At 31.9% G+C, this 13,138-nt stretch carries 9 protein-coding genes and 3 rRNA genes; 3 read left to right on the top strand and 9 right to left on the bottom strand.

The features are described 5' to 3' along the window. Nucleotides 1-24: 24 nt before the first annotated feature. Both SFBMNL_RS00960 and SFBMNL_RS00955 read left to right on the top strand, forming a co-directional pair. Nucleotides 25-669: an amino acid ABC transporter permease gene (locus SFBMNL_RS00960; RefSeq protein WP_005807386.1), complete on the top strand. Its 645-nt coding sequence runs from the start codon at nucleotides 25-27 to the stop codon at nucleotides 667-669. After that, nucleotides 662-1,378, top strand: a complete 717-nt coding sequence (locus tag SFBMNL_RS00955; protein ID WP_005807387.1) for an amino acid ABC transporter ATP-binding protein — start codon at nucleotides 662-664, stop codon at nucleotides 1,376-1,378. Before SFBMNL_RS00960 ends, SFBMNL_RS00955 begins: the two co-directional genes overlap by 8 nt. A gap of 32 nt (nucleotides 1,379-1,410) precedes the next feature. Here SFBMNL_RS00955 and SFBMNL_RS00950 read toward each other — a convergent pair whose 3' ends face one another. From SFBMNL_RS00950 to SFBMNL_RS00925, 6 genes are all read right to left on the bottom strand, one after another. Continuing rightward, complete coding sequence (locus tag SFBMNL_RS00950; RefSeq protein WP_007439715.1) at nucleotides 1,411-2,304, bottom strand: phosphatase PAP2 family protein; 894 nt, start codon at nucleotides 2,302-2,304, stop codon at nucleotides 1,411-1,413. A gap of 1 nt (nucleotide 2,305) precedes the next feature. Beyond that, nucleotides 2,306-3,595 carry an alkaline phosphatase family protein gene (locus tag SFBMNL_RS00945; RefSeq protein ID WP_005807390.1) on the bottom strand — a complete coding sequence of 430 codons (1,290 nt, stop codon included), beginning with the start codon at nucleotides 3,593-3,595 and terminating at the stop codon, nucleotides 2,306-2,308. 247 nt (nucleotides 3,596-3,842) lie between these two features. After that, on the bottom strand, nucleotides 3,843-4,754 hold the full coding sequence (locus tag SFBMNL_RS00940) for a CPBP family intramembrane glutamic endopeptidase (protein ID WP_007441789.1): 912 nt from the start codon (nucleotides 4,752-4,754) through the stop codon (nucleotides 3,843-3,845). Between the two features lie 67 nt (nucleotides 4,755-4,821). After that, nucleotides 4,822-4,938 (bottom strand): 5S ribosomal RNA (gene rrf, locus SFBMNL_RS00935). Nucleotides 4,939-4,993: 55 nt separating this feature from the next. Next, nucleotides 4,994-7,887: ribosomal RNA gene (locus tag SFBMNL_RS00930) — 23S ribosomal RNA — on the bottom strand. A gap of 182 nt (nucleotides 7,888-8,069) precedes the next feature. After that, a 16S ribosomal RNA gene (locus SFBMNL_RS00925) occupies nucleotides 8,070-9,589 on the bottom strand. Together the 16S, 23S and 5S rRNA genes form the textbook arrangement of a ribosomal RNA operon. Before the next feature lie 244 nt (nucleotides 9,590-9,833). Between SFBMNL_RS00925 and SFBMNL_RS00920 the strand changes: the two genes are divergently transcribed. After that, nucleotides 9,834-10,247, top strand: a complete 414-nt coding sequence (locus SFBMNL_RS00920) for a hypothetical protein (protein ID WP_005807405.1) — start codon at nucleotides 9,834-9,836, stop codon at nucleotides 10,245-10,247. 8 nt (nucleotides 10,248-10,255) lie between these two features. Here the strand turns inward: SFBMNL_RS00920 and SFBMNL_RS00915 are convergent, their stop codons facing one another. From SFBMNL_RS00915 to SFBMNL_RS00905, 3 genes are all read right to left on the bottom strand, one after another. After that, nucleotides 10,256-11,338, bottom strand: a complete 1,083-nt coding sequence (locus SFBMNL_RS00915) for a hypothetical protein (RefSeq protein ID WP_005807407.1) — start codon at nucleotides 11,336-11,338, stop codon at nucleotides 10,256-10,258. A gap of 77 nt (nucleotides 11,339-11,415) precedes the next feature. Continuing rightward, nucleotides 11,416-11,928 (bottom strand): hypothetical protein, encoded by a 513-nt coding sequence (locus SFBMNL_RS00910; RefSeq protein ID WP_005807409.1) that lies wholly within the window; start codon nucleotides 11,926-11,928, stop codon nucleotides 11,416-11,418. Continuing rightward, a complete protein-coding gene (locus SFBMNL_RS00905) occupies nucleotides 11,921-13,129 on the bottom strand; it encodes an ABC transporter permease (RefSeq protein ID WP_007441790.1) in 1,209 nt (402 codons plus the stop codon). Before SFBMNL_RS00905 ends, SFBMNL_RS00910 begins: the two co-directional genes overlap by 8 nt. Nucleotides 13,130-13,138 lie beyond the last annotated feature (9 nt).

Raw genomic sequence — 13,138 nt, 5'->3', positions numbered from 1 at the left:
AATATAAAATGGAGGTATTGATTTTTGAATTTCAGTTTTTTAATAAAATATTATCCATTCTTTCTAGATGGTATAAAATTAACTCTACTTTTAGCTTTAATTACAATAATATTTGGAAGCATACTTGGACTTGTAATATGCATACTAAAGATTTCAAAATACAAAATATTAAGAGCAATAGCATCTATATATATTGAGATTATACGCGGTACTCCATTAATCGTACAATTAATTATTATACATTATGGTCTTAAAATAAATATGACAGAACTTACATCAGCATCTATTGCATTATCTTTAAATAGTGCAGCATATATAGCTGAAATAATGAGAGCTGGTATAATATCTATAAATAAAGGCCAAATGGAGGCTGCAAAAAGTCTTGGAATGAATCATTTCAACGCAATGAAACTAATTATAATTCCTCAAGCTATTAAAAATATACTCCCAGCACTTGCAAACGAATTTGTAGTACTTATAAAGGAATCAGCTATTGTTTCTTATATAGGACTAGCAGATTTAATGTATAAAGCAAACCAAATAAGGAGCTTAACGTATTTAACCTTAGAACCTCTACTAGTTGCTGCTCTAATATATTTAATAATAACATTTACTTTATCAAAATTTATACATTATTTTGAAAGGAAATTAAATAAAGATAATGATTAAAATTAAAAATTTAAATAAATATTTCGGTAAACATCATGTACTTAAAAACATTTCATGTAACATAAAAAAAGGCGATGTAATATCTATTATTGGTCCAAGTGGATCTGGAAAAAGTACTCTACTTAGATGCATGAATTTATTAGAAATACCTACTAATGGTGAAATTATTTTCGAAGATACAAATATACAAAAAACCAATATAAATAAAATAAGAGAAAATATGGGAATGGTATTTCAACATTTTAATCTATTTCCTCATATGACTGTACTTGAAAATATAACTTTAGGACCTATAAAAGTCAAAAATGTACCTAAAGAAGAAGCTAAGGAGTTAGCATTATATTTACTTAAAAAAGTAGGATTAGTCAATAAAAAAGATAGCTATCCATCAAAATTATCTGGTGGACAAAAACAAAGAATTGCAATAGCAAGATCTCTTGCAAACAAACCACATGTACTACTATTTGACGAACCAACCTCTGCATTAGATCCAGAAATGGTTAAAGAGGTTCTTCACGTTATACACGAACTTGCCAATGAAGGAATGACTATGATTATAGTTACTCATGAAATGAACTTTGCAAAAAAAGTATCAAATAAAATAATTTTTATGGATAATGGGGAAATAATTGAAGAAAATTCTCCGTACGAATTCTTTAACAATACCAAAAGTGCTCGTGCTAAAGAGTTCTTAAGTAAAGTATTATAAAAAACAGCTTAGAATAAATTTCTAAGCTGTTTTTACTTCCTATATTTAATATTAGTTATTTCATACGCTTCCTTATAATAAAGATTACTTAATTTAAAAATAAGAGGAACAACACCAAACATCCAAAAACCTAATATAAGATACTTAACCATATAAAATAAAGGCATAGAAAATATTTTAAATATGTAACTAAGAACTATATATAATAATGCTGTTGTAGATATACCTAATATAATTTTCATTATATTATCTACATTACTTGCCTCAGGAGAAAAATTAACATATCTATATTCAAATAAATGTCCCAAAAAAACTCCAACAAATATGCCCATAGTCTTATAATAATCTTCTCCCATAAAATTATTTCCTACGAGAAGTATTCCCAGAAAAAATATTAAGATTAAACTTCCTATAAATATATTAGTTTTAAAACTATCAAGCTTTATTAATACCTCGTTTAAAACTATAGAAACTATAATAGCTAATATAATCCCGCCTAAAATATCGATAGGCCAATGTAATCCTAAATATAGCCTTGATAACCCAACCAAAAATATAAAAATAATACTTATAAAAAGTACCATTTTACTTCTCATGAATATAGCTAAACTTGTACTAAAAACCGTTATATTCTGAGTATGTCCGCTCGGAAATGAATATCCTTTAGCAGAAAATTCTCCAATAGACTTTATACCATCTACTCCAATAGGACGAGGCGACTGAACTAAATTTTTAACAATACTATTTAAAACCCCTGAACAAGCCATAATAATAGCAAGTTTAAAGCCTACATCTTTATTATAACACCAGTAAATAATACATATTATGCATATTGGAAAATAAGCGCTTCCAAATGATGTTATAATTAACATAATAATATTTAATATATCAGAGGAAAAACTCTGTAAAAACTGTATTAATTCCAAATCAACGTTCCTCCAAAATATCTCTAATAATTCTACCACTACTCCTAAAATCAAGTCCCATAAAAGATGCTATAGTTGGTGCAATATCTACGAGATTACACTCACTTAACTCAATACCTTGTCTAATTTTATAACCATAATTAATAAACATCCCTTGTGAATTCTCATAATCATTAGAATATCCATAAAATGATTTATTAATCTTTTCATTAATATAAGAAAACACTGTCATATTATCTATAAATTCCTTTTTATCTAATTCTCCACTAAAAATACAAAAAACACGTCCTTCTATTCTAAAAGAAAATTCATCTAAATTAAATCTTTCATACTCTGATACTTCATGAACACATTTAATATAATTACTATACTTCTTAGTTATATCATCCAAAAACACCTTAACCTTTCCATAATCATTAATGTTATTTGGATTTTTTAAATATACAAATGCACTACCACCTTCACAATGAGCATAAGCTATGTAATTGTCAATTCTTCCACTTTTAGTAACACTCAATAATCCACTCTTGATAAACATATAATTAATATTTATTATATATTTACATTCACATGGACTTCCTCCTGATACTAGTGATAATGTCAAATTACCCAATATATTTTTATTATCACACCATGCAAGCAAATCCCCTATTTTTCTATCAATATCTCTTAATGCATCAAATGAAGTTTGTCCATAATTAATTCCATATCTCTGTCTTACATAATCTAAATGATTAAAATTCATAAACAAAATATTAGATTTTTTACTTTCTAAAATTTCCATAGCTAAAATAGATGAAAAATTATCTGCTTCTGGTTGTATTCCAATTCTCAATACATTTAAATATTTAAATATATTTCTAAGCATATAAAAAGAAGAACCTTTTACAATTCCCCTAAATAAATCCTTTATATTTACACTATTAATATCTGAAAAATTGTACTTAAAACTACTATAACCTACATTAGGCCAAGAAATAACACTAACATTGTTTCCATTACTCTTAAATAAATCTAATATATTAGGAGATTGAATATCCTCATATTCTTTATCTCTATATTTCCTAACTTTAACATTATAATTATTAAAATAAATTCCATGTTTTTCGGGAGGCTCTCCAGTAAGAATGGTTGTATTAACTGGATTTTTAAAATTAGGATAATGATTTTTAACCTTTCTAACAACTGAACCTTTTGAAATAATATAATTAAAGTTATCGAATTCTTTTATAATATCATAATCTCTACTCATTAAAGAATTAATAAAAATAACCAAAATATATTGTTTCATAATTACTCACCTTTTTAAAAATATAAAAGCCAAAAACCATACAATCAATACGAATTGGGGGCTCTACCACAAAAATGTGGTAGAGAGGGGAATTTTCAGATGTATCTATCCTTTGGGATTATAAATTCAACACATCTCATGCTTTATACTTTCTATAAAGCATACTTTATTTATACCATATATTACTACAAAATTCAACTATTCAAAATATAATTAAGAACTAAAAAATTTAAAATTTCTACAAATATTAATTATTTTTATTTTTAGAGTTATAAATCATAAATGCAACAATAGTTAAACTAATAATTATAATTAAAGAATATTTACTATTTTCAATATTATAAATAGCATTATTAATATCTATACCCGTATAAAAAATAGAATTTAATTTTATTTCCATATCCTCTATAGATAAAACATACTGCTTTAAAAATTTATAAAATGCATGAAATGAGGTAACTACAAATATATTTTTATAAATCAAAAACATAAATGATAAAAATATATTAAAAATAAACACATATAATAAATATATTCCCAATCTTTGATACTCTATAAAATATATAAGAGTAAAAAGTAGAGAAGCAAGTACCAAAGATAAATAAATATTATATCTTGAATTAAGTATATTAATTAGCCAGCCTCTATACAATATTTCTAAAAAAAATATTTCTATATAAATAAATATAAAAACCAATAAAAGCTGAAAAACAGTTGTAAAACTAAATTCACTATTAAATTTAAAAAATATAACTTGATCTTTAATAATAAATACAAATACCAATAAAAACAAAAAAATTATTGATAATATCAGGCCTTTAATGTTAGATAGTGCAAAGTTCTTTTTTATCCCTATAAATAAAAAACCCAATTTCCTTTCTTCAATTAACAATATGTAAAGAAATAATATCAATAATATGGAAAAATTAGGTAGAAATAATCTATAAAATAATTCAGATAACAAATTCAATTCATCAAAATTAAAGTTATTTCTAAAAATATTAATAATAATTTGTGAAAGTATTGGAGAAAAGAAATAATATATAGATAGTACTATAATAAAAATAACATAAAACTTAGGTTTAAAATTACTTTCATTAATTGGAATATTAGTTGAATTAAAATCCATGCTATTACGATCCAAATTATAATTTATCATAATTCCTCCAAATAATATATTATAGTAAACAAAAAGAAGTAAGAGCGATGCTCTTACTTCTAAAACAAACTGGCAATGACTTACTCTTCCATAGGGGTAACCCTATAGTACCATCAGCACAGTGTAGCTTAACCTTCCTGTTCGGTATGGATAGGGGTGTTGCCTACACGTTATAATCACCAGATATTGAGAAATATTTTAATCTCTCAAAATTGTATATAAATAATATATTGCTAATTTTGGTCAAGCCCTCGACCTATTAGTATAAATCAGCTAAATATGTTACCATACTTACACCTTTTACCTATCAACCTTGTGTTCTTCAAGGGGTCTTACTAGCTTACGCTATGGGAGATCTTATCTTAAGGTGGGCTTCACGCTTAGATGCCTTCAGCGTTTATCCCTTCCTAACTTAGCTACCCAGCCGTGCTCCTGGCGGAACAACTGGTTCACCATTGGTTAGTCCATCCCGGTCCTCTCGTACTAAGGACAGCTCCTCTCAAATCTCCTGCGCCCGCGACGGATAGGGACCGAACTGTCTCACGACGTTCTGAACCCAGCTCGCGTGCCGCTTTAATGGGCGAACAGCCCAACCCTTGGGACCTACTTCAGCCCCAGGATGCGACGAGCCGACATCGAGGTGCCAAACCTCCCCGTCGATGTGAACTCTTGGGGGAGATCAGCCTGTTATCCCCGAGGTAGCTTTTATCCGTTGAGCGATGGCCCTCCCACGAGGTACCACCGGATCACTAAGTCCTACTTTCGTACCTGCTCCACTTGTAGGTGTCGCAGTCAAGCTTCTTTATGCCTTTACGCTCTACGAAGGATTTCCATCCCTTCTGAAGAAACCTTTGAACGCCTCCGTTACTCTTTTGGAGGCGACCGCCCCAGTCAAACTGCCCATCTAACAGTGTCCTGTACCCAGTTCATGGATCCCAGTTAGAATTTCAGCAATATCAGGGTGGTATCCCAACATCGACTCCTCTAAATCTGACGATCTAGATTCCCAGTCTCCCACCTATCCTGTACAAATATTACCAAAACTCAATGCTAAATTACAGTAAAGCTCTACGGGGTCTTTCCGTCCAATCGCGGGTAGCAAGCATCTTCACTTGCACTACAATTTCGCCGGATTTGCAGTTGAGACAGCGCCCAAGTCATTACGCCATTCGTGCGGGTCAGAACTTACCTGACAAGGAATTTCGCTACCTTAGGACCGTTATAGTTACGGCCGCCGTTTACTGGGGCTTAAGTTCACTGCTTCTCTTACGATAACAGCTCCCCTTAACCTTCCAGCACCGGGCAGGCGTCAGCCCCTATACTTAAGCTTTCGCTTTTGCAGAGACCTGTGTTTTTGATAAACAGTTGCTTGGGCCTATTCTCTGCGACCATATCTCTATGGCACCCCTTCTCGCTAACTTACGGGGTCAATTTGCCGAGTTCCTTAACTGCAATTCTTCCGCTGGTCTTTGGATTCTCACCTCGCCTACCTGTGTCGGTTTGTGGTACGGGCACTAATTATCTACCTAGAAGTTTTTCTCGTCAGTGTGAAATCAGATACTTCAACTCATTCGTCTCCCCATAAAGAATCAACTTAATCGCATATATGGATTTGCCTCTACATGCTATCTCTTCTCTTAGACCAACCTCCATCTGTTGGCTATCCTATCCTTCTGCTTCCCTCCATCGATCAATCAATAATTAGTGGTATCGGAATATCTACCGATTATCCATCACTTACGCCTTTCGACCTCAGCTTAGGTCCCGACTTACCCTGGGCGGACGAACCTTCCCCAGGAAACCTTAGGCTTTCGACCATTAGGATTCTCACCTAATTCTCGCTACTTATGCCAACATTCTCTCTTGTATAAAATCCACTATTGCTCCCGCTTTAGCTTCAACTCTTATACAACGCTCCCCTACCAATGTTTCCATTCCACAGCTTCGGTGATGAGTTTTAGCCCCGTTTATCTTCGGCGCAGAAACTCTCGACTAGTGAGCTATTACGCACTCTTTAAATGAATGGCTGCTTCTAAGCCAACATCCTAGTTGTCTTAGAATCTCCACATCCTTTACCACTTAACTCATACTTTGGGACCTTAGCTGGTGATCTGGGCTTTTTCCCTTTTGTCCAAGAATCTTATCACTCTTAGACTGACTGCTAATAAACAAATATAGGCATTCGGAGTTTAATAAGGTTCGGTAACCTTACGGCCCCTAGCCCATTTAGTGCTCTACCTCCTATATTCTATGTATTAACGCTAGCCCTAAAGCTATTTCGGGGAGAACCAGCTATCTCCGAGTTCGATTGGAATTTCTCCGCTATCCACAATTCATCCCATGGTTTTTCAACACCAACGTGGTTCGGTCCTCCACGAAGTTTTACCTTCGCTTCAACCTGATCATGGATAGGTCACCCGGTTTCGGGTCTACAACATGCAACTATTCGCGCTATTAACACTCGATTTCTCTTCGACTACAGTCCTTAAGACCTTAATCTCGCTACACATCGTAACTCGTTGGCTCGTTCTACAAAAAGCACCTCATCACACATATTACGTGCTCTGAGCGGTTGTAAGCACACAGTTTCAGGTTCTATTTCACTCCCCTCCCGGGGTTCTTTTCACCTTTCCCTCACGGTACTACTCCTCTATCGGTCATCAGGTAGTATTTAGCCTTGGGTGGTGGTCCACCCTGCTTCCCACAAGGTTCCTCGTGTCTCGTGGTACTCTGGGTAAGTCTCTCTCAATTTCAGTTTTAAATTACGTGGCTATTACACTCTTCGGCTTAGATTTCCATCTATATTCATCTAACCTACTTTCTCAATTATAGACCCCCTCAACCCCCAAGTTTCCTTGGGTTTGGGCTCTTCCCCTTTCGCTCGCCACTACTTAGGGAATCGATATTTCTTTCTCTTCCTACAGGTACTTAGATGTTTCAGTTCCCTGCGTCTACCTTCTAATAACTATTAATTCATTACTAGATACATAGTCTCTCACTATGTGGGTTCCCCCATTCGGAAATCTACGGATCCATGACTATTTGCGTCTACCCGTAGCTTATCGCAGCTTATCACGTCCTTCATCAGCTCCTGATGCCAAGTCATCCTCTGTGCGCTCTTAGTAGCTTGACCTATTTTTCTTTCTATATTCTTCCAGCTCTTAAATTACTATTGCTAATAATTTAACTTGCTACCTTTCGCATCTTTACTATTTATATACAATTTTCAAAGATCTATATCCTTAAGTAACCTTCCAATTATAGGTCACTCACAATTGAATAGGAAAAAAGTTATCCACTTCTTTCTTTCCTTAGAAAGGAGGTGATCCAGCCGCAGGTTCTCCTACGGCTACCTTGTTACGACTTCACCCCAATCACTGACCCCACCTTAGACTGCTGCCTCCTATATGGTTAGCCCACAGGTTTCGGGTGTTGCCAACTCTCATGGTGTGACGGGCGGTGTGTACAAGACCCGGGAACGTATTCACCGCGACATTCTGATTCGCGATTACTAGCAACTCCATCTTCATACAGGCGAGTTTCAGCCTGCAATCCGAACTGAGATGAGTTTTATAAGTTTTGCTCACTATCACTAGCTTGCTTCTCTCTGTTCTCACCATTGTAGCACGTGTGTAGCCCTAAACGTAAGGGGCATGATGATTTGACGTCATCCCCACCTTCCTCCTAGTTAACCTAGGCTGTCTCGCTAAAGTGCTCAGCTTAACCTGTTAGCAATTAACAACAAGGGTTGCGCTCGTTGCGGGACTTAACCCAACATCTCACGACACGAGCTGACGACAACCATGCACCACCTGTATCCTTGCTCTTGCGAGCTTCCCTCATTACAAGGTAATTCAAGGTATGTCAAGTTTAGGTAAGGTTCTTCGCGTTGCTTCGAATTAAACCACATGCTCCGCTGCTTGTGCGGGTCCCCGTCAATTCCTTTGAGTTTTAATCTTGCGATCGTACTCCTCAGGCGGGGTACTTATTGCGTTTGCGACGGCACGAATTGTTATTCACAACCCACACCTAGTACCCATCGTTTACAGCATGGACTACCAGGGTATCTAATCCTGTTTGCTCCCCATGCTCTCATGCCTCAGCGTCAGTTACAGTCCAGTAAGTCGCCTTCGCCACTGGTGTTCTTCCTAATCTCTACGCATTTCACCGCTACACTAGGAATTCCACTTACCTCTCCTGCACTCTAGTTAAACAGTTTTATATGCTTTCTACAGGTTAAGCCTATATATTTAACATATAACTTGTTTAACCGCCTACGCATCCTTTACGCCCAGTTATTCCGAACAACGCTTGCCACCTACGTATTACCGCGGCTGCTGGCACGTAGTTAGCCGTGGCTTCCTCTGCAGGTACCGTCCTTCCTCTTCCCTGCTAACAGAGCTTTACAATCCGAAAACCTTCTTCACTCACGCGGCGTTGCTGCATCAGGGTTTCCCCCATTGTGCAATATTCCCCACTGCTGCCTCCCGTAGGAGTATGGACCGTGTCTCAGTTCCATTGTGGCCGTTCATCCTCTCAGACCGGCTACACATCGTCGCCTAGGTAAGCCTTTACCTCACCTACTAGCTAATGTGCCGCAGACTCCTCCTATACCAATAAATCTTTCACTACATAATCATGCAACTATATAGCTATATGCGGTATTAATCCAACTTTCATCGGGCTATCCCCCAGTATAGGATAGATTATCTACGTGTTACTCACCCGTTCGCTGCTAAGCTATATAAAGCAAGCTCCATATATCTCCGCTCAACTTGCATGTGTTAGGCACGCCGCCAGCGTTCGTCCTGAGCCAGGATCAAACTCTTATCCTTCTCCCAGTCTCTCAAAATTAACGTTGACTTCTTCTCTTCATTCCTTTTCCCTATCCAATTGTCAATGATCTATAATCCATCTACCCTTCCTCCTGGCTGTCCCACAGCCAACTCACTCATATTACCAAACTTCATACCACCATGTCAATACCTTTCTACACATTTTACCTAAATTCTTTTATCATATTTCTACTTTTTAATAAATATAATTTTTTTATATAAAATTAATTCTGAGGTTTAAATTATGAAATTATTTATTATTTTAATTACAATTATGTTTGTAATCATTTTATATCTTTTAAATAAGATTGAAAAACAAAAAATAAAAATATTATATATATCAAAACAAAATCATCTATTGCTAAAAAAAATCGATAACACAAAAAATATTTATAATAATACTAAAAATCTTGAGTTTAAACCTACACTACTGAATATAAAAAACGTATGTATAAAAAACACTACAACTATAAAATTAGCCCCATTCGATTTTTCTCCTAAATTATTAGAACTTTCCGAGAACTCCTCTGTAGATATAATTTCTAAAATATATATAATGAATATTTTATGGTACGAAGTATCAATAAATAATCAAAATGGAAATAAAATAAATGGTTGGGTAAAAGATTGCAATACAAATTTCGTATATACAAAATAATTTCTTTATCAACTTACATACTCATCATTCAAAAAATATTTTTTTAAAAAATATATAAAACCTAAAATTACCAAAACAAAAAATATAAATATTGATAAAAATTTAATATTCAAATATGTATCTCCCCTATAAATAGCCTCATATCCTCTAACTATATCTAAAAATTTACCATAAGATAAAAATGATATACTTGAATATCTCGTGTATAACATCCCAAACATACTAAATAAAAAAACCAATATTCCCATAATTTTCATACAATATCGAACGAATACTAAATCAATAATTTTTATAAAACTAACTATAAAAACTATGTATAATCCTTCTAATAATAAAACTTTTAAAATAACGATATACAAGGGGAGAACATTATTTATTGTCGATAAATTATTATTAAAATTATAAATATTAAAATCACCAACAACACGTACAGGGTAAAATATATCTATCTTACTATCTAATGCTATACAAAAAATTAAACTAAATATTTGTATACATAATAAAGGTACACAGATAATACCTATTGTTTTAAAAAATCCTATATACTTCGTATCACTTATATATAAATAACATATCCCCAAAACTGTACAAGTTAAAAATATTTGATGTCCTAAACTATTAAAAAGAAATAGAAAATACCTTATAAAAAATCCATCTAAATAATCTAAAGGTTTCTTACCTAAACTATAATACAGATTGTACTCATCAGTTTCATTTTTCAAACGCAAATAATTCGTATCTCTGTCAAAAGAACTTTTTAAAAGTAATTCCTCTTTTTGTAATATAATATTTTTTAACTCAACTTTCCAAAATTCTCCTTCCTTATCAACACTATCCAGTATCTCACTTCTCATTTCATCTAAATATAATATTTCCCTATTATTCTCCTCTATATTTCCTACAGACATATTACTTATTAAATAATTGTATTTTCCTTCAATTTCCTCATATTTATTCTTTAAAAAATCTAAATTTTTAGTACTCCCATATTGCAATATTCCAAGACCTGTCGTTACTAAAAATATAAAATATGATATAAGTAAAATATATATAATAGTAGCATAATGTCGTTTACCAGTTATATGATTCACTACAATCTCCCTCTTAAAATTCAAACAATAATGAAAATATTTATAAGCCTATAAAATTTTTAAGATTAACTTAGATATTACCTTAAAATATTAACAGCCTTATTTAAATAATTTAAGTGATTAGAATACTCGTCTATTATCACATTCATAATTTGCTTTGTGTTTTCGTCCAAATAATTATTTTGATCATTTATAAATCTAAGTGCATTTTCTCTTCCTTGAGAAATAGAGTTTATAGAATTTTTTATAAGATTTAAATCTCTATTTTCTAAAATATTTCTTACATTATTGAATAACTCAATTATTTGGTTTTCTATATTTAGATTATTACTTGAAAAATTGCTTACCAAACTCTTTAAATACGATTCCCTATTATTATAATATTGAACAATATTTGAAATACTATCCTGTGAATCATAGTTAAAATCACCTAAATTATTTCCAGAATACTCACCATCAAATGAATATCCATTATTAAAATTCTCCGTTTCACCTGAAACATGATTATTAAAATCATCATTGTACAACAAAGTGACATCACCCCACAATAAATATATCTCATTATTCCCAATAATATTTTTTTTATTCATTATTAAAAATATCTGCTAAATTAATATTACAGGCTTTAATCGCTGGAAATAGCCCAAATATAACTCCAGTAATTAAGGAAATTATTAAAAATCTAAATAAATTTATAAAATTAATATTTAAATTTTCATTTATTATCCTACCTAAAAAAAATGTAACCATACTACCTAAAAATACCCCAATTATACCCCCTACTAAAGATAATATAGAAGATTCAGTTATAAATTGAATAAATATATCATACTTATTTGCTCCACTTATTTTTCTCAATCCTATTTCATTAACTCTATTATTAACACTAAAAAGCATAACATTTGTTATATTAATTCCACTTATAACTATGAATATATATCCAATTATCCTTATTATTTTAATAATCAAATTATTTATTTCATTTATTTTATCTTCAGATCTTAAAAAATTTTCCACCTTATATATATCCTTTGTAATATTATTCTTAATCTTTAAAAAATTAATTATTGAGTCACCAATTATATTCATATCCTTCTTATTATTTAAAGAGATATACAAATAATCAAAGAATGGATCCTTATTAAAATCCTTTACATATGTAGAAATAGGTATTATGGAAAACGATACTACACTATCATTCATTTCCCATATATTGGATGGATGCTTTATAACTCCTATCACTTTATATTTACATAATTTTTTAGAATTCCCTATGTAAACTTCTCTATTTATAGAATCCTCTGTTCCAAATAAATTATTGCTCATAACATTATCAATTATTACTACATTTTCTTTATTTGCGCACTCATACCTCGAAAAAAATCTACCATTGAGCATCTCCATCATCATAAAATCCTTATAATCCTCAGTACCACCTATAACATAAGATGTTAAGTTATCAAATTCATTACTTATAGTACCCTTAAAATAAGCTTCTGGGGAAATTGAATTTATTGATAAACTTGAATTCTTTAGAGATTTTATATCTTCAAAATTAAAATAATATTTTAAATATTTATCAGAATTTTCAGAATTTATCATATTTATCTTTATAATATTTTTTCCTATTTTATCTATATTAGATAAAATCTTCATCTCTCCAATTTTTAATAATGAAAATGTAACTATAAGTAAGCTAACCCCTGTGACTATTCCAATTATCGCTATAAATGTTCTAAATTTATTTCTCAAAATTATCTTGATGGATAAATTTATATCATCAATAATCAAAACTACCTC

This window comes from Candidatus Arthromitus sp. SFB-mouse-NL (genome assembly GCF_000709435.1).
Classification (GTDB): Bacteria; Bacillota; Clostridia; order Clostridiales; family Clostridiaceae; genus Dwaynesavagella.
The sequence above is the reverse complement of the archived record's forward strand: the minus strand, read 5'-3'. Positions and strand labels throughout refer to the sequence as shown.